Origin of the sequence: Bradyrhizobium ontarionense (assembly GCF_021088345.1) — a bacterium.
Lineage (GTDB): Bacteria > Pseudomonadota > Alphaproteobacteria > Rhizobiales > Xanthobacteraceae > Bradyrhizobium > Bradyrhizobium ontarionense.
In genome coordinates, this window is the sequence record NZ_CP088156.1 from 2,040,166 (window position 1) to 2,061,853 (window position 21,688).

The following is a 21,688-nucleotide window of genomic DNA, read 5'->3' on the forward strand; positions in this document are numbered from 1 at the left end:
GCCGTCCGTGACGGCCGGGCCTGATGTCTTGGCTTACTCAGCGGCTTCCGACGTCGGCGCCGGTCCGAGCTTGGAGTTGTGCAGGTCGACGTTGAGGCCGAGCGAGCGCATTTCCTTGACCAGCACGTTGAACGATTCCGGAATACCGGCCTCGAACGTGTCGTCGCCGCGCACGATCGCCTCGTAGACCTTGGTGCGGCCGGCGACGTCGTCCGACTTCACCGTCAGCATCTCCTGCAGCGTGTAGGCCGCGCCGTAAGCTTCGAGCGCCCACACCTCCATTTCGCCGAAGCGCTGGCCGCCGAACTGGGCCTTGCCGCCCAGCGGCTGCTGGGTGACCAGCGAGTACGGACCGATCGAACGCGCATGGATCTTGTCGTCGACCAGATGGTGCAGCTTCAGCATATAGATGTAGCCCACCGTCACCTTGCGATCGAACGCGTCGCCGGTGCGGCCGTCATAGACGGTCGACTGACCAGAGGCGTCGAGACCGGCGAGCTTCAGCATCTCTTCGATGTCGGCTTCCTTGGCACCGTCGAACACCGGCGTGGCGATCGGCACGCCGCGGCTCAGATTGTGACCGAGCTCGATCAGCTCGTTGTCGTTGAGCGACTTGATCGTCTCGTCCTCGCCGTAGATCCGCTTCAAGGTCTCCTTCAGCGGCTTGACGTCCTGCTTCGACAGATAGGCATCGACCGTCTGGGCGATGCGCTTGCCGAGACCCGCGCAAGCCCAGCCGAGATGCGTCTCGAGGATCTGGCCGACGTTCATGCGCGAGGGCACGCCCAGCGGGTTCAGCACGATGTCCGCGTGGGTGCCGTCCTCCAGGAATGGCATGTCCTCGATCGGCACGATCTTGGACACGACGCCCTTGTTGCCGTGACGGCCGGCCATCTTGTCGCCCGGCTGGATCTTGCGCTTCACCGCGACGAAGACCTTGACCATCTTCATCACGCCGGGCGGCAGCTCGTCGCCGCGCTGCAGCTTCTCGACCTTGTCGAGGAAGCGCTGTTCCAGCCCCTTCTTCGACTCGTCGTACTGCTTCCGCATGGCCTCGATCTCGGCCATCAGCTTGTCGTTGGCCGAGGCGAACAGCCACCACTGCGACTTCGGATACTCGTCGAGCACCGCACGGGTGATCTTGGTGTCCTTCTTGAAGCCCTTCGGGCCGGAGATGCCCTGGCGGCCGTCCAGCATGTCGGCGAGACGGCTGTAGACGTTGCGGTCCAGGATCGCCTGCTCGTCGTCACGGTCCTTGGCCAGACGCTCGATCTCTTCCCGCTCGATCGCCAGCGCACGCTCGTCCTTGTCGACGCCGTGACGGTTGAACACGCGGACCTCGACGATCGTGCCCTGCACGCCCGGCGGCACCCGCAACGAGGTGTCGCGCACGTCGGAGGCCTTTTCGCCGAAGATGGCGCGCAGCAGCTTCTCTTCCGGCGTCATCGGGCTTTCGCCCTTCGGCGTGATCTTGCCGACCAGGATGTCGCCGGCACGCACTTCCGCGCCGATGTAGACGATGCCGGCTTCGTCGAGGTTCTTCAGCGCCTCTTCCGACACGTTCGGAATGTCGCGCGTGATTTCCTCCGGCCCCAGCTTGGTGTCGCGGGCCATCACCTCGAATTCCTCGATGTGGATCGAGGTGAAGACGTCCTCCTTCACGATGCGCTCGGACAGCAGGATGGAGTCCTCGAAGTTGTAGCCGTTCCACGGCATGAACGCGACCAGCACGTTGCGGCCGAGCGCGAGCTCGCCGAGATCGGTCGACGGACCGTCAGCGATGATGTCGCCCTTCTTGACGATGTCGCCGACCTTCACCAGCGGACGCTGGTTGATACAGGTCGACTGGTTCGAGCGCTGGTACTTCATCAGCCGGTAGATATCGACGCCCGACTTGGTCGGATCGAGATCCTCGGTGGCGCGGATGACGACGCGGGTGGCGTCGATCTGGTCGATCACGCCGGAGCGTCGCGCCGCGATCGCAGCACCCGAGTCACGGGCGACCACGCCTTCCATGCCGGTGCCGACGAACGGCGCCTCGGCGCGAACCAGCGGCACCGCCTGGCGCTGCATGTTCGAGCCCATCAGCGCGCGGTTGGCGTCGTCGTTCTCGAGGAACGGGATCAGCGCCGCGGCGACCGAAACCAGCTGCTTCGGCGACACGTCCATGTAGTCGACCTTGTCCGGCGTCACCGGCAACACTTCGCCGGCATGACGGCAGACCACCAGGTCCTCGGTGAAGCGGCCCTTGGCATCGAGCGGCACGTTGGCCTGAGCGACGCGGTAACGCCCCTCCTCCATGGCCGAGAGGTAGATCACCTCGTCGGTGACCCGGCCGTCCTTGACCTTGCGGTACGGCGTCTCGACGAAGCCATACTTGTTGACGCGCGCGAAGGTCGCGAGCGAGTTGATCAGGCCGATGTTCGGACCTTCCGGCGTCTCGATCGGGCAGATGCGGCCGTAATGCGTCGGATGCACGTCGCGCACCTCGAAGCCGGCGCGCTCGCGGGTCAGACCGCCCGGTCCGAGCGCCGACAGACGGCGCTTGTGGGTGATCTCCGACAGCGGGTTGGTCTGGTCCATGAACTGCGACAGCTGCGACGAGCCGAAGAACTCGCGCACGGCGGCCGCCGCCGGCTTGGCGTTGATCAGGTCCTGCGGCATCACGGTGTCGATGTCGACGCTCGACATGCGCTCCTTGATGGCGCGCTCCATGCGCAGCAGGCCGATGCGATACTGATTCTCCATCAGCTCGCCGACCGACCGGACGCGGCGGTTGCCGAGATGATCGATGTCGTCGATCTCGCCCTTGCCGTCACGCAGGTCGACCAGTGTCTTGATGACGGAGAGGATGTCTTCCTTGCGCAGCGTGCGCTGGGTGTCGGGCGCATCGAGCTCGAGGCGCATGTTCATCTTGACGCGGCCGACCGCGGAGAGGTCGTAGCGCTCGGCATCGAAGAACAGCGACTGGAACATCGCCTGCGCGGAATCGAGCGTCGGCGGCTCGCCCGGACGCATCACGCGGTAGATGTCAAACAGCGCGTCCTCACGCGTCATGTTCTTGTCGGCGGACAGCGTGTTGCGGATGTAGGGGCCGACATTGACGTGGTCGATGTCGAGCAGCGGCAGGTCCTTGTAGCCCTGCTCGTTCAGCACCTTGAACAGCTTGTCGGTGATCTCCTCGCCGGCCTCGGCGTGGATCTCGCCGGTCTTCGGATTGACGAGATCCTCGGCGATGTAGTTGCCGAGCAACTCCTCATCCGACATGCGCAGCGCCTTCAGCCCCTTCTCCTGGAGCTGGCGGGCGACGCGGACGGTGAGCTTCTTGCCGGCCTCGAGCACGACCTTGCCGGTGTCGGCATCGATCAGATCGTTGACGGTCGAATAGCCGCGGAAACGGTTGGCGTCGAACGGAACGCGCCAGCCTTCCTTGATGCGCTTGTAGATCAGCTTCTTGTAGAAGGTCGACAGGATCTGCTCGCCGTCGAGGCCGAGCGCGAACATCAGCGACGTCACCGGCAGCTTGCGGCGACGGTCGATGCGCGCGAACACGATGTCCTTGGCGTCGAACTCGATGTCGAGCCAGGAGCCGCGATACGGGATGACGCGGGCGGCGAACAGCAGCTTGCCCGAGGAGTGGGTCTTGCCCTTGTCATGGTCGAAGAACACGCCCGGCGAGCGGTGCATCTGCGAAACGATGACGCGCTCGGTGCCGTTGACGATGAAGGTGCCGTTCATGGTCATGAGCGGAATGTCGCCCATGTACACGTCCTGCTCCTTGATGTCCTTGACCGACTTCGCGCCGGTTTCCTCGTCGATATCGAACACGATGAGGCGCAGCGTCACCTTGAGCGGCGCAGCGAAAGTCATGCCGCGCTGGCGGCACTCGTCGACGTCGTATTTCGGCGGCTCGAACTCGTAGCGGACGAATTCCAGCATCGAGGTGCCCGAAAAATCGGAAATCGGGAACACCGAGCGGAACACCGCCTGCAAGCCCTCATCGGCCCGCCCGCCCGTAGGTTCGTCGACCATCAAGAACTGATCGTATGACGCCTTCTGAACCTCGATGAGGTTCGGCATCTCCGCGACTTCCTTGATGTGTCCAAAGAACTTGCGAACGCGTTTGCGACCGGTGAATGTCTGCTGCGCCATCGTGGCCTCTCATTTCGTCGCCCGGAGGGGCGAACCTTCCGAAACAGCGGCTGCCACCGCCCCTTCGGGTTGAATTTCGATCCATCTCAAAGGTCAGAAGCCCGAATCGCGGAACGGAAACGTCCCAGATCTGTTCTTCAAACCGCCAAAACGCAAAACGACGCGCGAGGCGCGAGGACGCACCCGCTCGTCATAACCATCTCGTCACGGACTGCAAAAGCCCGAAATTGCCTATCTCCCAACGGCCACGGACGGAGACGCGACTCCCCCGATCAACCGGCTTTTCGTGCTGCCGACCCAATATGGGCCGACCGCAACCGAGATTCGAGGGGGAAGCCCCACGATCTCCACACTTTTTCGTGTTCGACCCACAACAGGCGGTCCCGTTGCACGCCTTTTGCAGCAATTCCGGGCCGAGCCCGACACCCCTGCAAAACTCCTCTCCTCGACGATGACCGGGCGATGTTACCGCCCGATCACCATATTCTCTGGGAACCACACGCTCGCCGCACGGCTGCCGCGGGTTCCTCTCAGGCAATCTTTCGATTACTTGAGCTCGACCTTGGCGCCAGCCTTCTCGAGCTGACCCTTGATCTTCTCGGCCTCGTCCTTGTTGACGCCTTCCTTGACCGGCTTCGGCGCGCCCTCGACCAGGTCCTTGGCTTCCTTCAGGCCCAGGCCGGTGATGGCGCGGACTTCCTTGATGACCTCGATCTTCTTGTCGCCGGCGCCGGCCAGGACAACGGTGAACTCGGTCTTCTCTTCCACCGGAGCGGCGGCGGCAGCGGCCGGGCCAGCAACCGCAACGGCGGCAGCGGCGGACACGCCCCACTTCTCTTCCAGGAGCTTCGCGAGCTCGGCGGCCTCGAGAACGGTGAGCGAGGACAGGTCGTCGACGATTTTCTGCAAGTCAGCCATTGATCTACTTCCTTAAGATGGTTCGGTTCGAAACCAGGTTTTGAGTGTTTGCGAAGGGCGTCAGGCCGCTTCGCCCTTTGAGGCATGAGCCTGAATGACGCGCGCGACCTTGGCCGCGGGTGCGTTGGCGAGCTGAGCGAGCTTGGTCGCCGGAGCCTGGATCAGGCCGACGAGCTTGGCGCGCAGTTCGTCCAGCGACGGCAGCGAGGCAAGCGCCTTGACGCTGTCGACATTCAGGACGGTTTTACCCATCGAACCGCCGAGGATGACGAACTTTTCGTTCGCCTTGGCGAATTCCATGGCAACCTTGGGCGCCGCGACAGGATCGTTCGAAGTTGCGATCACGGTCGGCCCCTTCAACAGGGGACCGATGCCGACGACGTCCGTGCCTTCAAGAGCAATTTTGGCGAGACGGTTCTTCGAGACCTTCACGGTCGCACCAGCCTGCCTCATCTGCGTGCGCAGCTTCTGCATCTGGGCCACGGTGAGGCCGGAATAGTGAGCGACGACCGCGACGCCCGTGGTCTTGAAGACCTCGTGCAGCTCCTCGACCGCCTCTTTCTTTGCCGCTCGTTCCACAGCAAGCTCTCTCCGGTTGGCGGCCTTCGCCCGAAAGCGGGACCGCCGGGTTAAACCCGCCGCCCCGCCAAACCCGACCTCTGGACACAATGACCCCAAGGACACGTCAGGCAGCGCGACGATGAATAGCCTGCCCTTCCGAAGGCCTCTCGGCCCAGGGAGTGTCGAGGTTCGAACCAAACACGCATTCCACCGCGACGAGCGCTGCGGAGATGCCGAAATCCGGTCTTCACCCGTCTATGCAGGCCGCATGATTAAGCCGTTGAGGAAATTGGATTTCCGCGCCGGCGCCTGCAGTCTCGGACAGGATCGGAGTGATCGGCGAACCGATCTCCCCTGCGGCATTTTCGAGAGCAGAAAGGTCCTCCTTCCTTCCGAGTCATCCAAAGCGGATATCCTCAAAAGGAATGTGGCTCCCCTCAACTTTCGGAATGCACGCACGAGCGTGCCAGCAAAAGCCAGCCCGCTCGGAGGACGGTTCTTTAACCCCTCGATCGCGACTTGCCAAGAGCAAAAATCGCACCAGTTCGCATGAGCTGGCAAATCGCCAGCTCATTCCGCGCGCCCGGACCGCTCGGCGTTGCGCAGCCGACCGACGTTCAGCAGACTGACGCCGCAACGCGATCCGGTCAACCCTTCGGGCAAGCGGCGCCAGCGTCGACCCAGGCCTTGATCAGCTCGCCGAACTGCTTCTGAGTGCCCGGCGCCGGCGTTCGCCCCGCCCCCGGATTCCATCCCCAGCCGACCAGCTCATCCTCAGCCATATGGTGAACCAGCTCGGCCATGGTCTTGCCGCCGTTGAGCTTGGGATCCTTGATCTGCGCGCAGATCTGGCCGAGCGACCGGCCCTGCCAAGCCATCTCGATCGGCGCCAGCTGCCACTTCGGATTGCCGGGTACACGGGCCGCGTCGAAGTTGGCCTCGTGGTGACAGGTCGTACAGGCGAGTCCGCTGGGAGCGCCCATGCCGGCCTCACCACGGACCACCAGCGGCTGATGCGGAATCATCCGATCGGTCTGCGTCGGCCGATCGCCGGCCGGATGGCAGTTCATGCAGCGCGGCGACTGCAACACCTTGCTGGCCTCCTCGAACAGCGCCACAGCGCGCAGGTCGCGGCTTTTTATGTCCGTGAAAGCCGACGCCGGCTTCAGGTCCGCAGCGAGCCTAGTCGGCTCGGGAGCGGCATCGGCGCGCTCGGGCGCAGTGAACACGACGAGGGCGGCCGCGGAAAGGCTGCCGGCGAGCAGCGCGGCAGCGCCAAGCTTTGCCAGCGTCATGCCGTGTCTCCCGGCCGGATCGGCAATTGTGTCGGTCGCGGCAGGCCGAGCTTGGCCATCGCATTGGCGACGGCGGGTCCGAGCGGCGGCACGCCGGGCTCGCCGACCCCCGATGGCTTTTCGGTCGACGACACGATGGCGACCTCGATCTCCGGCATCTCGTTGATGCGCAGCGACCGGTAGGTATCGAAATTGCCGGAGACCGGACGGCCTTCGTCGAGCGGCTGCTGGGCATAGAGGATGTGTCCGAGGGCAAAGCCGATGCCGCCCTCCATCTGCGCCCGGATGATGTCCGGGTTGACCGCAACGCCGCAGTCGACGGCACACCACACCTTGTGCACGACCGGCCCATCGGCGCCCATCGACAGCTCGACCACCTGGGCCACGAAGGTATTGAAGCTCTCGACCACCGCCACGCCGCGGGCGCGGCCGGCTTCGACCTTCGCGCCCTTCCAGTTGGCAAGCTCGGCGACCGCCTTGAGCACGCCGGCATGGCGCGGCTTGTCGGCCATCATTGCGAGCCGCCCCTCGACCGGGTCCTGGCCGGCAGCTTCGAGCAGCTGATCGACGAACGCCTCGACCGCATAGCCGGTATGGGTGTGGCCGACCGAGCGCCACCACAGCACGGGCACGCCGACATCGACCTGATGCAGGTCACAACGGAAGTTCGGCACCTGGTACGGGATCTCGTTCGATCCCTCATAGGCGGTCGAATCGAGGCCGTTCTTCAGGGTCATCGCCTCGAACGGCGAGCCCTTCATGATCGACTGGCCGACGATCGTATCCGACCACGCCACGATCTTGCCGTCGCGGACCACGCCGCGCATGCGATGCAGGCTGAACGGCCGGTAGTAGCCGCCGCGCATGTCGTCCTCGCGGGTCCACACCAGCTTGACCGGACGGCCCGGCCCGATCGCCTTGGCGACCTGGGCCAACTCCAGGGCGACGTGGGTCGATTGCTGCGCGCGCCGGCCGAAGCTGCCGCCGGCCAGGATCGTCTTGAGATCGACCTTGGCGATGTCGAGCCCCAGCACCTGCGCGATCACCGCATGGTCAGGCGTCGGAAACTGACTGCCGTAGCGCGCCGAGGCGGTCTCGCCCTTCCAATGGATGAAAGCGTTGATCGGCTCCATCGGCGCATGGGCGAGATAGGGAAAGACGAACTCGGTCTCGATCAGCCGGCCGCCCTTGGCGATCTCGGCATCGACATCGCCCTCCTGCTTCACCAACGCGCCCTGCTTCTTCGCACGCGCGCGGAACTCCTCCAGCAGCTGCGCGGTGCCGCGCGTCTCCGCCTTGCTGTCGTCCCAGCTGATCTTGAGCAGGTCGCGGGCGGTCTTGGCCGGCCAGAAGCCTTCGGCATAGACGGCAACGCCGTTCGGCACCTCCTTGATGTCGACTATTCCCGGCACCGCCTTCGCGGCTGAGTCATCGAACGAGGCGACCTTGCCGCCAAAGCGCGGCGAGCGCGCCACCAGCACGGTCAGCGTGCCCGGATCCTTGATGTCGAGCGTATACTCGGCCGACCCATTCGACTTCGCCACGCTGTCGAGACGGGACACGACGCCTTCCTTGCCGATCAGCTTGAAGGCAGCGGGATCCTTCAGCGGCGGGTTCGCCGGCATCGGCTGCTGCATCGCCTTCGCGGCCAGCGCCCCGAAGCCACTCTGCTTGCCGGACGAATGCCGGATGATGCCTTTCTCGACCGTGATCTCCCCGGCCGGCACCTTCCATTCGTCAGCGGCGGCTGCCACCAGCATCGCGCGCGCGGCGGCGCCCACCTTGCGCATCTGCTCGTAGGAATTGGCGATCGCGCTCGATCCGCCCGTGCCTTGCACACCGAACAGCAGATTCTTATAGAGGACCGGGTTGGATGGGGCGTGATCGGCGCGCATCTGCGCCCAGTCGGCATCGAGTTCCTCGGCCACCAGGGTGGCCATGCCCGTGAACGGCCCCTGCCCGAACTCGATGTGCTTGCACAGCACCGTGACGGTGTCGTCCGGGCCGATCACCAGGAACGTGTTCGGCGCAATGTTCACGGATTTCGCTGCCGCGGCGTCCTGCGCGTAAGCGATGCCGTTGCGGGCGACGTAGGTGGCGAGAACCAGACCGGCGCCCGCCTTCAATAGCGAGCGGCGGGACAATGACGCAGCGCGGGCGGCAGGCTTCACATGCGCGTTCATGATCACCCCTCCAACGTCTTGGCCGCGGAATGGATCGCGGCGCGGATGCGGACGTAGGTGGCGCAGCGGCAGATGTTGCCGGTCATCGCGAGGTCGATGTCCTGGTCAGTGGGTTTGGGATTGAGACCGAGCAGCGCGGCAGCGCTCATGACCTGTCCCGACTGGCAATAGCCGCATTGGGGCACGTCGTGCGCGGCCCAGGCCTTCTGAATCGCGGCGGCTTCCTTACTGTTCAGCCCCTCGATGGTCGTGACCTCACTCTTGCCGACTGCCGACACGGGCAGCGAACATGAGCGCACGGTCTGGCCATCGAGATAGACGGTGCAGGCCCCGCATTGGGCGACGCCGCAGCCATATTTCGTTCCGGTCAGCCCGACATTGTCGCGGATGGCCCACAGCAAGGGCGTGCCGGGATCGACATCGATCTGATGCTCGCGCCCATTGATTTTGAGGGTGAACGTCGCCATTGCCGCTCTCTCTGTCCTTCGTCCGAAGACGACGAGTTAGATGGGTTCGAGAATGGTTCGCAATTCACAGAGATGTGCAGTGCATCTAAATATTTCTGCGCAGGGGAGGAACAATTTGGCGGCTTGCGCATGCGTTCCCCGGAATGACGCCCCGTAGCCCGGGCGAGCGAAGCGACCCCGGGGAACACCGGTCCCGCATGTCGCTTCGCTCATGCGGGACCCGAGCTACTTCACCTGATAGGGCAACCTTTGCCCGGCGAAGAATGCCGTGAGATTGGCCACCACGCAGGCCTGCATCGCGACGTGCGACTCCCTGGTGTTGCCACCGATATGCGGCGTCACCACCAGGTTGGGCAGCGACGTCAGTTCACCCGGCACATGAGGCTCGGTCTCGAACACGTCGAGGCCGGCGCCGGCGATCGTGCCACCCTTCAGCGCCGCCACCAGCGCCCCCTCGTCGATGACGGAGCCGCGCGAGATGTTGATGACGTGGCCGTCGGCACCCAGCTTCTTGAGGATGTCGGCATTGACGACGTGCGTGGTGTCGGCGCCGGCGCGGACCGCGATCATCAGCACGGTGCACCATTCGGCAAGCGCATCGAGGCTCGGGAAATACTGATACGGCAGATCGTCGTAGCGGGTGCGGTTGAAATAGCCGATTTCGGTCTCGAACGCGGCAACGCGCGCGGCGATCTTGCGGCCGATCTCGCCCATGCCGTAGACGCCGATCTTGCAGCCCGACAGGCTCGGCGGCGGCTTCATCAACGGCGACGGCTTGGCCTCGGCCCAGCCGCCGTTGCGGACATAGGGATCGGCGACCATCAGCCGCCGCACGCTCGCCAGCATCAGCATGAGCGCAACGTCCGCCACAGCCGCAGCGTTGGCACCCGGGCTATGGCCGACCGCGATGTTGCGCACAGCCGCCGCCTTCAGGTCGACGCCGTCATAGCCGGTGCCGTAGCAGACGATCGCGCCCAGCGCCGGCAGCCGGTCCATGTCGTCAGCGCCCAGCGGCGTGCCGCCGGCCGTGATCAGCGCCCTGATCTGCGCAACCTCGTCCGCCGGCAACACCTCGTGCGCCGGCTTGCCGCCGCTGTCGAGCAGCTCGAAGCGATCGGCGAAACGCTGCGTCAGTGACTTCGGCAGGCGGGAATAGATCAGGACCTTGTCGGACATCGCGGCGGGCACTCTCTCATCGGATAGCGTGATGATGCCACTCTATCCCCTTCGTCGTTATCCTCTTCGTCGTTCCGGAGCGCGCCCCGGAATGACGGCGCATAGCCAGCATGAGCGGAGCGATATGCGGGACGATGTCCGGCCCGGGCTCGCTTCGCTCTCCCGGGCGACGCACCACCGGGGCCGCGAATGCCGGGCTGTCACCAACGCAAAAGCGGGACCGGTTGCCCGATCCCGCTTTGCTTCATCTCACTTCGCCTGACCCGCTTTACGCGAGCAAGGTGCCCGGCTCGACCTTGACGCCCGGGCCCATCGTCGACGACACCGCGACGCGCTGGACATAGGTGCCTTTGGCGCCTGCCGGCTTGGCCTTCACGACCGCATCCGCCAGCGCCTTGATGTTCTCGACCAGCTTGTCCTCGGCGAACGAGGCCTTGCCGACGCCGGCCTGGATGATGCCGGCCTTCTCGACGCGGAACTCGACCGAGCCGCCCTTGGCGCCCTTGACGGCGCCGGTGACGTCCATGGTCACCGTGCCGATCTTCGGGTTCGGCATCATGCCGCGCGGACCGAGCACCTTACCGAGACGGCCGACCAGCGGCATCATGTCGGGGGTGGCGATACAGCGATCGAAGTCGATGTTGCCGTTCTGGACCTTCTCGACCAGGTCCTCCGCGCCGACCACGTCGGCACCGGCGGCCCTGGCTTCGTCGGCCTTGGCACCACGAGCGAACACGCCGACACGGAGCGTCCGGCCGGTGCCGTTCGGCAGCATGACGACGCCACGGACCATCTGGTCGGCGTGACGCGGATCGACGCCGAGGTTGATCGAGACCTCGATGGTCTCGTCGAACTTCGAGACGGCCCGTTCCTTGATCATCTTGATCGCGTCAGCAAGCGGGTAGAGCTTGGTGCGGTCGATACCCTCGCGGGCCTTCTTCAAACGCTTTCCGATAGCCATGGCGCCTTACCCCGCAACTTCCAGACCCATCGAACGGGCGGAGCCCTCGACCATCTTCATGGCCGCTTCGATGGAGTCGCAATTCAGGTCCTTCATCTTCTTCTCGGCGATCTCGCGCACCTGCGCCTTGGTCACCGCGCCCGCCTTGTCGCGGCCCGGAGCCTTGGAGCCGGACTGGATCTTGGCGGCCTGCTTGAGGAAGAAGGACATCGGCGGGGTCTTCATCTCGAAGGTGAAGGACCGGTCCGCATAGATCGTGATCACGACCGGGATCGGAGTGTTCTTCTCTTCCTTCTGGGTCTGGGCGTTGAACGCCTTGCAGAACTCCATGATGTTGAGACCGCGCTGACCGAGCGCGGGGCCGATCGGCGGCGACGGGTTGGCCGCGCCGGCCGGGACCTGAAGCTTCAGGTAACCGGTTACTTTCTTTGCCATATGACTCTCCAACGCGTTCGCAAGCTTGCCATCTGCGAACGCACGCCAGGGGCGACAAAACCCGCGGCGGTGGTTTGGGACCGTGGTACGGCACGCTGGATCCGGCTGGCAGGGCCGGCCGTGCCTCCCACGAACGAAATCGCCCCCGCAAGGGAGGCGAAGCGCGCCCGATACACGAGATCGGGCGAAAAGGAAAGTCTATCGGCCGGCGAAATCGGCCTGAGCCGGACGTCAGGCCACCGACGATAGGGGTGCAGCCCTGCCGAGCCGCCGGCTTTCCCGCGCCAGGATCGCGTCGGCATCGAGCCCACGGATCGGCGTGGCCCCATCCTGCGGGATGTCTCCGGCGAGCTGAAGCATTAGATAGCGGCCGCAGCACACCCGCAGGAAAGAGGCGAAATTGTCGACCCGGCCATGGGCCTCCAGCAGCTCGCCATGCAGCTTCACGAGCAGCTGCGTCAGGGTCATATGGTCGCGCGCCGCGATCTCTTGCAGCACGCCCCAATAGAGATTCTCGAGCCGGATGCTGGTGGAGAACCCCTCCATCCGCACCGAGCGCAGCCGGGTCTCCCACAGCTGCGGATCCGCATTGATAAAGAGCCTGCACATGACGGCACCCTCCCCGATCTGCCGGCCGATGCCCTCGAACTTAGGCAGCATCGGCCTTCCCCGCCAGACCGAAATCAGGCCGCCTTCGACAGCTCGGAATGGCTGATCGACGTGCCCAGCACCTTCAGGAACTGCGCGATCCAGGCCGGATGCGCCGGCCAGGCCGGGGCGCTGACCAGGTTGCCGTCGGTCACGGCACCGTCGATCGGAATGTCGGCATAGACGCCGCCGGCGAGTTCGACCTCGGGCTTGCAGGCCGGATAGGCTGCGCAGGTTCGCCCCTTGAGCACGCCGGCGCCGGCCAGGATCTGCGGGCCGTGGCAGATCGCGGCCACCGGCTTCGCCTGCGCGAAGAAGTGCTGCACGATCTCGACGACCTTGGCGTTGAGCCGGAGATACTCCGGGGCGCGCCCGCCGGGGATCACCAGCGCATCATATCTGGCGGGATCGACCTCGGCGAAGGTCGCGTTGAGCGCGAAATTGTGGCCGCGCTTCTCGGAGTAGGTCTGCTGCCCCTCGAAGTCGTGGATCGAGGTAGCGATGCTGTCGCCCGCCGTCTTGTCCGGACACACCGCGTGGACGGTGTGGCCGACCGCGAGCAGCGCCTGGAACGGGACCATGATCTCATAGTCCTCGCCGAAATCGCCGACGATCATCAGAATGCGCTTGCCGCTCATGCTTGGCCTCCTCCGCTTGCGTCCGCTGCGCGGACTTGTCGGAGGAAGCTAGCGCCCGCGCCGGCGGCGCGGGTGTTAACGGGTTAACGCCACGCCATTCCGGCGCCTGGCCGGCTCAGCCGACGACCTTCTCGACCTGGTTGAACTCGAGCTCGACCGGGGTCGCACGGCCGAAGATCGACACCGCGACCTTGACGCGCGAGCGCGCCTCGTCGATCTCCTCGACCACGCCGGAGAACGAGGCGAACGGACCATCGGCCACGCGGACGTTCTCGCCGATCTCGAACGACACCGAGGATTTCGGCCGCTCCACGCCTTCCTGCATCTGGTTCAGGATGCGCATCGCCTCGCCTTCGGAGATCGGCATCGGCTTGTTCTCGGCGCCGAGGAAGCCGGTCACCTTGGGCGTGTTCTTGATCAGATGAAACGCCTCGTCGGTCAGCTTCATCTTCACCAGCACGTAGCCGGGGAAGAACTTCCGCTCGGCATCGATCTTGCGGCCGCGACGCACCTCGGTGAACTTCTCGATCGGCACCAGGACCTGCTCGAACAGGTCCTCGAGATTGCGCTGCTTGGCCTGCTCGCGGATCGACTCGGCGACCTTCTTCTCGAAGTTCGAATAGGCGTGAACGATGTACCAGCGCTTGTCGGACGATTGCGTTGCGGTTGCCATCAGTGAATGCCCAGCACGAGGGTGATGAGATAACGGATGATCTGATCGGCGGCGAAGAAGAACACCGAGGCCAGCGCCACCATCACGAACACCATGATCGTGGTGATCGTGACCTCGCGACGGGTCGGCCAGGTGACCTTGGCGGTCTCCGAGCGCACTTCCTGCAGGAATTTGAACGGGCTGGTAGCCATCGTCAGGGGTCCGCGTCCGTCATCAGACGATTGAAGAGTTTACAGGGAAAACCGAACAGCCGTCCTTGGCCCACCCTCTTGTCGGAGAGATGAGCCGATCCACGGGCTCGCTTGTTCGGGGAGTGAAAAGCCGCGCCGGATATCCGCTTTTGTCGCGGGCCGGCTGCAGGTTGCTCGGATATTTACTGTCGGGCCGGTCAAAGGTCAAGATACCGCAAGGGATTACGGGACCCGTGAAACCCCAGCTCGGCCCTCTCCCGATCCGCCCGGGATGCGTCGGCCCCCCCGTTATCACTTGGACGTGGCAAAATAGAAATCGACCCGCCCCGGCACCGAGCCATAGGTATATGGCTGTTGCCGACGCTCGGTCATGTCCATCACATCGTCCCGTACGTTGTCGAACAGGCGGCGAACCTCGACACCCGGCACCTGCATGTTCTTGACGAACGCAGTCGCAAAGGGAGAATTTGCCGCATCACCGTCGAGTGCGGTTTCGCCGTGTTTCGCGGCAAAAACGACCAGGGTCCCGGGATCTGGCTCCATCTGCGCCAACCCGCGGCTGACGGACCGCGAGGCCACGGTCATCGTTCGCTTCATCTGGCTTGCGAACGGGTTGTCGCGACAGGCATCCAGCAGCACCAGGCGGAGGCGTTTTGCGCGTTCCGCAGAGTTGAGCACCTGATCGATCGAGACCGCTTCGAGGCTGACGTCGCGATCGCTGCCGATCCTGGCATCGACGGGAACGAGATAGTTGACGCCGGCCACCTCCATGCCGTGCCCGGCGTAGTAGACGACGGCCCAATCTGCAGACTCAGCCTGTCTTGCGAACTCCCGTAGCGCGCCGACGAGCTGCTCCCTGTTCAGGTCATTCTGGAGCGTCACCATCTGAAAATTGGCCCGGCGCAGCGCGTCCGCCACCAGGATCGCGTCCCGCCCCGGATTGGGAAGCGCCGGAACATTCTGATAGGCAGAATTGCCGATCACCAGTGCGACCCGCCGGCCAGGTGAACGGGGCACGAGCAACGCCGCAACCGGCGCCGGCTTGCTTTCCGTGGCCGGGGGCGAAGCCTCAGAACCTGTCCCATCATTGCGGTTGGCCTGCTGCTTCGCTCCCGCGCGTTGCGCCATCTCCTGCTGCAGCTTCTTCTGATAGGCTTCATACGCCTTCGGATCGACCGGAGCCCCGTCATATGCCTTGTTGAAGTCGCGCAAGGGGAGGCTCATGGAAACCACCCGACCGGTATTGAGGGTCGCCTGAATGGTCATGGCCTGCCCACGCCGGAGGCTCCCGAGCAGCTCCGGCGTGAATTCGTAATCCGACATGCAGCCGTTCTTGAAGCAGATGACGAACGGCTTCTGCATCGTCACGTCGTCGCCGATCAGCAAGCGGGTGCCCGTGGCGATGTCCATTCCCAGCGGCAGTGTCAGCCGCAGCAATTTCTTCGGATCGGCTTCCGGCTCGATGACCACGGCCGCGACCACCGGTTGTCCAGAGTCTATCCTGGCATCCTTGCCCGTAAAGCAGACCTGCTTGGCATCGGCGTCCTTGCCTTTCAGACAGAACTTGGTCCAGGGCGGCATGGCGACGAGATCGGGCTTCAAAATCGCGAGGTTCTTGTCGTTCCTGATCTTGAACAAGGCGACGAGCATTTTCCTTTGCTGCTCGTCGACGGCTTTCCAGCTCAGAGTCTTGGCAGCGAGAACCTGTTCGAGATCGGCGAGCGGAAGCGGAAACGACAGTGGAGCGCCATTCGAATTGATGGCCTGAACGACCAGGCTTTTCCCCTTTTTGAGCATGTCGATCAGTTCAGGGGTCGCGCTATAGTCCGATACACACCCCTCCGCTGCGCAGAACAAATAAGGGCTCTGCATCGGTTTTTCGGCGTCGACGAGGATCCGTGTCCCGTGAACGGTTTGCATGCCGAGCGGGAGAACGACCCTCAAGACCTTCCGGGTGTCTCCGTCTTTCTCGACGAGCACAGCCACAACCGACATTTCGCCCTCGACGGCCCGCGCGGTCTTGGTCGTGAAGCAGATCTGCTTGCCGTCCACGTCGGCATCGCGCGTACAGGCTTTCGACCACGGCGAATAGGAGAGCTTGATCTCTTGCGCGGGCTTATTTTCCGCAGACGCATGTGGGACCAACGCAGGAAGGTGAGCAAGAGCGAGGGCGATGCCGCCCCGCACGAGCGCCGCAGAAAAAATCCTCATGCCCGCAAACCCTTTCGCAAGATCGATGCTGGGTTGAACGTGAGTCTAGCGTCTTGCGGGATTCGCGGCAGCGGAAAAACCGCCCGCCGGGCCAAGAACCCGCGGGCTGGGTCAACCGGTGCGACTCGCCGCATTGCTGGCCACCGAGTACCGCCGCCACGAGCGTCTTTCCGCACGATGGGACAACGACCGTTCGCCGCGACGAAATGCCGTGGTTCATTCAAAGCCCACGCTTGCCCGGCGTAATCGGTGCCCTCATGCTGCTGCTCATAAACACAATGATCCGGAGGAAGCCCATGACTCTTGCCACGCGCAAGGGACTGATGAGCCTTGCGGCCATCGGCCTTGCCAGCCTCGGCCTCACAGCCATTCCCGCTCGAGCCCAGGCCCCGCTCAAGATCGGCGTGCTCAGCGACTTCTCGTCGGTCTATTCGGACATCGGCGGCCAGGGCAATCTCGAGGCGACCAAGCTCGCGATCGAGGAGTTCGGCGGCTCGATGTTCGGCAAGCCGATCGAGGTCATCAGCGCCGATCCGCAGAACAAGGCCGACATCGCCGCCTCGATCGCCCGCAAATGGTACGAGAACGAAGGCGTCGACATGATCATCGACATGCCGACCTCGGCCACCGCGCTCGCCGGCATGGAGATGTCGAAGCAATTCGAGAAGCTGATGATCGTGACGGACGCGGCGAGCTCCGACATCACCGGCAAGGCGTGCTCGCCCTACACCGTGCACTGGACCTACGACACCTACGGCAACGCGCACACCGTCGGCAGCGCCATCGTCAAGAACGGCGGCACCAGCTGGTTCTTCATCACCGCCGACTATCTGTTCGGCCACTCGATCGAGCGCGACACCGGCGACGTCGTGCGCGCCGCCGGGGGCACGGTGGTCGGCAGCGCCCGGCATCCCCTGAACAACCAGGACTTCTCGTCCTTCCTGCTGCAGGCCCAGGCCTCCAAGGCCAAGATCATCGGCATGGCCAACGGCGGTGGCGATACCATCAACACCATCAAGCAGGCGGCCGAGTTCGGCATTGTCGCGGGCGGCCAGAACCTCGCCGGCATCGTGATGTTCATCTCGGACATCCACAGCCTCGGCCTGAAGCTCGCGCAAGGCCTGATCATCACCGAGGCCTATTACTGGGATCTCAACGACCGCACGCGGGCGTTCGGCAAGAAGTTCTTCGAGCGCATGAAGCGGATGCCGACCATGAATCAGGCGGCGACCTACAGCGCCACCCTGCACTATCTCAACGCGGTCAAGGCCGCCGGCACCCGCGACACCAAGCCGGTGCTGGCCAAGATGCGCGAGACCCCGGTGCGCGACGCCTTCACCGACAACGGCGTCCTCCGCGAGGACGGCCGCATGGTGCACTCGATGTTCCTGTTCGAGGTGAAGAAGCCCGAGGAATCGAAGGCGCCGTGGGATTATTACAAGGTGCTGGCGGAGGTGCCGGGCGACCAGGCGTTCCGGCCGCTCAAGGACGGCAACTGTCCTTATGTGAAGCAATAAGCGGTTGCCAAAATGCATTCGGGGCTCGCGTGTCGCGGGCCCCGGTCCAACCATCTCTGTCGATTTTCGGCTTAAGTGCTTGATCTCGCTGGCAGGAGTGGAGAGGCTCGAACTCCCAACCCCCGGTTTTGGAGACCGGTGCTCTACCAATTGAGCTACACTCCTAGCGAGCCGGGACTGCGTCGCCGGTTCGCGCCGTTTCAAGCATAGACCTCCCCCCGAATGCAAGGGTGCAATGGGGCAAATCGACTGGTCAGACCACAACTTCCGCGCCAGACTTGATGCAAACCGACAACGCGCCTCCAGGGAGAGCCCATGACCCCGCCACCCGCCGCACCCAGCGTGCCTCTTGCCGCGCTCCGTTCCCTGACCCCGCCTCTGCCGGACGCCAAGCCCGGCTCGCTCGGCCTGTCGCCGGTCCGGCTGCAGCGGGCCTCCGACGCCTTCAAGCGCGAGGTCGACAAGGGAACCATCCCCGGCGCGACCTTGCTCGTCGCCCGGCGCGGCCGGATCGGCTGGTTCGACGCGATCGGCCGCCAGGGCCCTGGCGCCGACACGCCGATGCGGCCCGACTCGATCTTCCGCATCTTCTCGATGACCAAGCCGATCGTCTCGATCGGGATCATGATGCTGGTCGAGGACGGTGAGCTGCTGCTCAGCGATCCCGTGGCCAAGTTCATCCCGGAATTCGCCGACCAGAAGCTCGGCATCGACAATGGCGGCCAGCTGACGCTGGTGCCGGTCGCGCAGCCGATGACGATCCAGGACCTGCTGCGCCACACCTCCGGGATCGCCTACGAGCACACCGGCACCTCGCCGGTGCACCAGCTCTACCAGCAGTCGCGGGTGCGCAGCCGCAAGATCACCAATGCCGAGCATGCCGCGATCGTGGCCGGCCTGCCGCTGATCTGCCAGCCCGGCGCGGCGTTCAACTATAGCCGCTCCACCGACATCCTCGGTCGGGTCATCGAGGTCGTTTCCGGCAAGCCGCTCGGCGCCTTCCTTGGCGAGCGCATCCTCAAGCCGCTCGGCATGAACGAGACCGGCTTCTTCACGGCCGAGGCCAACGCCAACCGCCTGGCCGAGCCGTTTGCCAGCGATCCCTGGACCGGCGAGCCGGTCAGCCTGTTCAACATGACCGAGCAGCCGGTGATGGAATCCGGCGGCGGCGGGCTGGTGTCCACCACGATGGACTATGCCCGCTTCTGCCAGATGCTGCTCAATGGCGGCAGCCTCGATGGCACGCGGCTGGTCGGCCGCAAGACGCTCGAGCTGATGGCCTCCGATCATCTCGGGCCGCACGTCGAGGTCCAGGGCACGATCCTGTCGCCGGGCCACGGCTTCGGCCTCGGCTTCGCGGTGCGGAGACAGGCCGGGATCGCCCCCTTCCCCGGCTCGGCCGGCACCTTCTTCTGGAGCGGCATCGCCGGCACCTTCTTCTGGATCGACCCGAAGGAGGAGCTGTTCGCGGTGTTCATGGCGCAAGGTCCCGGCCAGCGCGACTACCTGCGCACGCTGGTGCGCGACGTGGTGTATGCGGCGGTGGAGTAAGGGCGGCGCCCCCTCGCCGTCCCGGCCCACGCAGGACCATCGTCTGCCGTGGTGTCGCGACAACCGCAGCTGTCGTCCCGGCGAACGCCGGGACCCATAACCACCGCCGGGAATGTGACAGGCAACTGGCAGTGACGTCCCTCGACAGATCACGCGGTATGGGTCCCGGCGTTCGCCGGGACGACAGTGGAGAGCGTGGCCGCACCGCGCGCCACGCTCGCATTGACCTCAACTGATCGTGGCGCCGCCGTCGATCACCATGGTCTGGCCGGTCATGAAGTTGCCGGCCGCAGAGCCCAGGAACACCGCCGCGCCCGCGATCTCGTCGGGGATGCCGATGCGGAGCAGCGGCGTGCGCGCGGTCGAGGCCTTCAAATTCTCCGGATTGTCCCACAGCGCTTTCGCGAAGTCGGTCTTGATCAGGCCCGGCGCGATGCAGTTCACGCGGATGTTGTGCGGACCGTATTCGCAGGCGAGGTTGCGCGCGAGCTGCATGTCCGCGGCCTTGGAGATTGCGTAGGCGCCGAGGATGGTCGAGCCCTTGAGGCCGCCAATCGATGACACGATGATGACCGAGCCGTCCTTGCGCGCGATCATCTGCGGCACGACCATGCTGATCAGCCAGTTGTTGGCGACGATGTTGTTGTCGAGGATCTTGCGGAACTGATCATCGGAAATGCCGGCGAGCGGCCCGTAATACGGGTTCGACGCGGCGTTGCAGACCAGCACGTCGATCTGGCCATAGATGCGGTTGGCCTCGTCGACGAGATTCTGCAGATTCTCCTTGCTGGAGATGTTGGCGGCGACCGCAGCCGCGGTGCCCGCGCCGAACCGATCGTTGAGCTCCTTCGCGACGGCCTCGCAGACATCGGCCTTGCGCGATGAGATCACCACCTTGGCGCCATGCTCGGCCATGCGCTCGGCGATGGCGAGCCCGATGCCGCGGGTCGAGCCGGTGACGACGGCGACCTTGCCGGTCATGTCGAACAGGGTCATGGGGAGTCCTCCTATTAGTTGTTGTGGGTCGAAAATGATGGCCGCGAACTCGGTGCACCCTCTTTACGGTGCCAGTGACTGCGCCCTCTCCCCTTGTGGGAGAGGGCAGCACCGGCACCAGCGTCATACTCACTCGGGTGAGGGGTTTGTCTCCACAAGCATCGTCTCTGTGGAGGCAAACCCCTCACCCGGCATGATCGCGCTATGCGCGATCATGCCACCCTCTCCCACAAGGGGAGAGGGTGCACTGCCCGCGTGGCGAGATGAGTTGAGAACGCCGCATGGTTCAAATCGTGTCTGTGAACAGGACATTGAGCAAATCCAACTCGTGATCCCCTCACGCCAGCTTGCTCGTCGTTACCTCCGGCCCGGCCGGCTGATGCATCGCCTTGTGCGCGGCATCGGCGATCCAGGGCTGCTGATTGACCATCGGCAGCCGCCATGTGCTGGTCTCGCCGCCCACGATGTGGTCGAGCCGCGTCACCGAGCAGTTGTCGATGTCGAAGGCGAGCCCCTTCTCGACCAGGCCGCCCAGCGCAAAGCCGACCGCGGCCTTGATCGTCCCGCCATGGCCGACCGCGACGACGTCGCGGCCCGCTTCCGCCTCCGTGATGCGCGCGACGGCGGCGGTCACGCGGATGTAGAGATCCATGTAGCTCTCGCCGCCGGGCGCCGGCTGGTCGATGCCGGCGAACCAGTTGCTCCCGGCAGGCTGGCTCGCCAGGAAGGCGGCGCGGTTCATGCCCTGCCATTGGCCGAGATTCTGCTCGGCAAAGGCGGCTTCCTTGGTCATCGTCTCGGGCCGCGGAAAGCCGGCGGCCCAGACCGCCTCGGCGGTCTGATGCGTGCGCATCAAATTGCTCGCATACCAGACCGCGCCGCGCGGCAGGATCTTGGCGACGGCCTCGAAGACGTCGCGGTCGCTGGTGTCGCAGGCAATGTCGGACTGACCGTAAATGTTGCCGCCATCATTGCGCACCGGTGCGTGACGCACCCACCACCAGCGCGTGGTGACGACAGAAGGACTATTCCCGTTATCGGACATCGCTCACCCTTCCCTCCGCTGTCCTCTCGCTGTACGTGATGAGCCAACCCGTCTCAAGTCAGTTCGTCGG

18 protein-coding genes and 1 tRNA gene are annotated in these 21,688 nt (G+C 64.6%); 2 read left to right on the forward strand and 17 right to left on the reverse strand.

Features of this window, described 5'->3' with window-relative positions; genetic code table 11:
• Positions 1–33: 33 nt before the first annotated feature.
• The 14 genes from rpoB to LQG66_RS09330 form a co-directional block, all read right to left on the reverse strand.
• On the reverse strand, positions 34–4,152 hold the full coding sequence (gene rpoB, locus LQG66_RS09265; protein ID WP_231325664.1) for a DNA-directed RNA polymerase subunit beta: 4,119 nt from the start codon (positions 4,150–4,152) through the stop codon (positions 34–36).
• Between the two features lie 546 nt (positions 4,153–4,698).
• Complete coding sequence (gene rplL / locus LQG66_RS09270) at positions 4,699–5,070, reverse strand: 50S ribosomal protein L7/L12 (RefSeq protein ID WP_231325667.1); 372 nt, start codon at positions 5,068–5,070, stop codon at positions 4,699–4,701.
• A gap of 60 nt (positions 5,071–5,130) precedes the next feature.
• On the reverse strand, positions 5,131–5,649 hold the full coding sequence (rplJ, locus tag LQG66_RS09275; protein WP_231327734.1) for a 50S ribosomal protein L10: 519 nt from the start codon (positions 5,647–5,649) through the stop codon (positions 5,131–5,133).
• A gap of 629 nt (positions 5,650–6,278) precedes the next feature.
• On the reverse strand, positions 6,279–6,926 hold the full coding sequence (locus LQG66_RS09280) for an Isoquinoline 1-oxidoreductase subunit (RefSeq protein WP_231325669.1): 648 nt from the start codon (positions 6,924–6,926) through the stop codon (positions 6,279–6,281).
• Complete coding sequence (locus LQG66_RS09285) at positions 6,923–9,109, reverse strand: xanthine dehydrogenase family protein molybdopterin-binding subunit (protein WP_231325671.1); 2,187 nt, start codon at positions 9,107–9,109, stop codon at positions 6,923–6,925. Before LQG66_RS09285 ends, LQG66_RS09280 begins: the two co-directional genes overlap by 4 nt.
• A 2-nt stretch (positions 9,110–9,111) precedes the next feature.
• Complete coding sequence (locus tag LQG66_RS09290; protein WP_231325673.1) at positions 9,112–9,576, reverse strand: (2Fe-2S)-binding protein; 465 nt, start codon at positions 9,574–9,576, stop codon at positions 9,112–9,114.
• Positions 9,577–9,801: 225 nt separating this feature from the next.
• The gene (locus tag LQG66_RS09295) at positions 9,802–10,752 is read right to left on the reverse strand and encodes a 2-hydroxyacid dehydrogenase (RefSeq protein WP_231325676.1); all 951 of its coding nucleotides are present in this window, start codon (positions 10,750–10,752) and stop codon (positions 9,802–9,804) included.
• 268 nt (positions 10,753–11,020) lie between these two features.
• Positions 11,021–11,713: a 50S ribosomal protein L1 gene (gene rplA / locus LQG66_RS09300; protein ID WP_231325678.1), complete on the reverse strand. Its 693-nt coding sequence runs from the start codon at positions 11,711–11,713 to the stop codon at positions 11,021–11,023.
• Positions 11,714–11,719: 6 nt separating this feature from the next.
• Complete coding sequence (gene rplK / locus LQG66_RS09305) at positions 11,720–12,148, reverse strand: 50S ribosomal protein L11 (protein WP_018456444.1); 429 nt, start codon at positions 12,146–12,148, stop codon at positions 11,720–11,722.
• 231 nt (positions 12,149–12,379) lie between these two features.
• Positions 12,380–12,757, reverse strand: coding sequence for a ribbon-helix-helix domain-containing protein (locus LQG66_RS09310; RefSeq protein ID WP_231325680.1), 378 nt, complete (start codon positions 12,755–12,757; stop codon positions 12,380–12,382).
• Positions 12,758–12,831: 74 nt separating this feature from the next.
• The gene (locus LQG66_RS09315; protein ID WP_231325682.1) at positions 12,832–13,434 is read right to left on the reverse strand and encodes a DJ-1/PfpI family protein; all 603 of its coding nucleotides are present in this window, start codon (positions 13,432–13,434) and stop codon (positions 12,832–12,834) included.
• 115 nt (positions 13,435–13,549) lie between these two features.
• Positions 13,550–14,107, reverse strand: coding sequence for a transcription termination/antitermination protein NusG (nusG, locus tag LQG66_RS09320; RefSeq protein ID WP_231325684.1), 558 nt, complete (start codon positions 14,105–14,107; stop codon positions 13,550–13,552).
• The gene (gene secE, locus LQG66_RS09325; RefSeq protein ID WP_231325694.1) at positions 14,107–14,298 is read right to left on the reverse strand and encodes a preprotein translocase subunit SecE; all 192 of its coding nucleotides are present in this window, start codon (positions 14,296–14,298) and stop codon (positions 14,107–14,109) included. The genes nusG and secE overlap by 1 nt, the downstream gene beginning before the upstream one ends.
• A 291-nt stretch (positions 14,299–14,589) precedes the next feature.
• Complete coding sequence (locus tag LQG66_RS09330; RefSeq protein WP_231325696.1) at positions 14,590–16,509, reverse strand: invasion associated locus B family protein; 1,920 nt, start codon at positions 16,507–16,509, stop codon at positions 14,590–14,592.
• Between the two features lie 296 nt (positions 16,510–16,805).
• On the opposite strand from LQG66_RS09330, the gene LQG66_RS09335 reads away from it, so the two are divergent.
• Positions 16,806–18,026: an ABC transporter substrate-binding protein gene (locus LQG66_RS09335; protein ID WP_231325699.1), complete on the forward strand. Its 1,221-nt coding sequence runs from the start codon at positions 16,806–16,808 to the stop codon at positions 18,024–18,026.
• Between the two features lie 89 nt (positions 18,027–18,115).
• Here the strand turns inward: LQG66_RS09335 and LQG66_RS09340 are convergent.
• A tRNA-Trp gene (locus LQG66_RS09340) sits at positions 18,116–18,191 on the reverse strand.
• Positions 18,192–18,341: 150 nt separating this feature from the next.
• Here LQG66_RS09340 and LQG66_RS09345 point away from each other — a divergent pair.
• Positions 18,342–19,577 carry a serine hydrolase domain-containing protein gene (locus tag LQG66_RS09345; protein WP_231325702.1) on the forward strand — a complete coding sequence of 412 codons (1,236 nt, stop codon included), beginning with the start codon at positions 18,342–18,344 and terminating at the stop codon, positions 19,575–19,577.
• Between the two features lie 228 nt (positions 19,578–19,805).
• On the opposite strand, the gene LQG66_RS09350 is transcribed toward LQG66_RS09345, so the two are convergent.
• Complete coding sequence (locus tag LQG66_RS09350) at positions 19,806–20,573, reverse strand: SDR family NAD(P)-dependent oxidoreductase (protein ID WP_231325705.1); 768 nt, start codon at positions 20,571–20,573, stop codon at positions 19,806–19,808.
• A 337-nt stretch (positions 20,574–20,910) separates the two neighbouring features.
• Positions 20,911–21,618 (reverse strand): histidine phosphatase family protein, encoded by a 708-nt coding sequence (locus LQG66_RS09355; RefSeq protein ID WP_231325707.1) that lies wholly within the window; start codon positions 21,616–21,618, stop codon positions 20,911–20,913.
• Between the last annotated feature and the right edge of the window lie 70 nt (positions 21,619–21,688).

Bases quoted from the DNA above. Each gene is read 5' to 3' on its own strand.
- secE (WP_231325694.1), bottom strand. From the start codon at position 14,298: ATGGCTACCAGCCCGTTCAAATTCCTGCAGGAAGTGCGCTCGGAGACC.
- LQG66_RS09355 (WP_231325707.1), bottom strand. From the start codon at position 21,618: ATGTCCGATAACGGGAATAGTCCTTCTGTCGTCACCACGCGCTGGTGG.
- LQG66_RS09350 (WP_231325705.1), bottom strand. From the start codon at position 20,573: ATGACCCTGTTCGACATGACCGGCAAGGTCGCCGTCGTCACCGGCTCG.
- rplL (WP_231325667.1), bottom strand. From the start codon at position 5,070: ATGGCTGACTTGCAGAAAATCGTCGACGACCTGTCCTCGCTCACCGTT.
- nusG (WP_231325684.1), bottom strand. From the start codon at position 14,107: ATGGCAACCGCAACGCAATCGTCCGACAAGCGCTGGTACATCGTTCAC.
- rplK (WP_018456444.1), bottom strand. From the start codon at position 12,148: ATGGCAAAGAAAGTAACCGGTTACCTGAAGCTTCAGGTCCCGGCCGGC.
- LQG66_RS09345 (WP_231325702.1), top strand. From the start codon at position 18,342: ATGACCCCGCCACCCGCCGCACCCAGCGTGCCTCTTGCCGCGCTCCGT.
- LQG66_RS09335 (WP_231325699.1), top strand. From the start codon at position 16,806: ATGACTCTTGCCACGCGCAAGGGACTGATGAGCCTTGCGGCCATCGGC.
- rplA (WP_231325678.1), bottom strand. From the start codon at position 11,713: ATGGCTATCGGAAAGCGTTTGAAGAAGGCCCGCGAGGGTATCGACCGC.
- rpoB (WP_231325664.1), bottom strand. From the start codon at position 4,152: ATGGCGCAGCAGACATTCACCGGTCGCAAACGCGTTCGCAAGTTCTTT.
- LQG66_RS09330 (WP_231325696.1), bottom strand. From the start codon at position 16,509: ATGAGGATTTTTTCTGCGGCGCTCGTGCGGGGCGGCATCGCCCTCGCT.
- LQG66_RS09295 (WP_231325676.1), bottom strand. From the start codon at position 10,752: ATGTCCGACAAGGTCCTGATCTATTCCCGCCTGCCGAAGTCACTGACG.
- LQG66_RS09280 (WP_231325669.1), bottom strand. From the start codon at position 6,926: ATGACGCTGGCAAAGCTTGGCGCTGCCGCGCTGCTCGCCGGCAGCCTT.
- LQG66_RS09315 (WP_231325682.1), bottom strand. From the start codon at position 13,434: ATGAGCGGCAAGCGCATTCTGATGATCGTCGGCGATTTCGGCGAGGAC.
- LQG66_RS09290 (WP_231325673.1), bottom strand. From the start codon at position 9,576: ATGGCGACGTTCACCCTCAAAATCAATGGGCGCGAGCATCAGATCGAT.
- LQG66_RS09310 (WP_231325680.1), bottom strand. From the start codon at position 12,757: ATGTGCAGGCTCTTTATCAATGCGGATCCGCAGCTGTGGGAGACCCGG.
- LQG66_RS09285 (WP_231325671.1), bottom strand. From the start codon at position 9,109: ATGAACGCGCATGTGAAGCCTGCCGCCCGCGCTGCGTCATTGTCCCGC.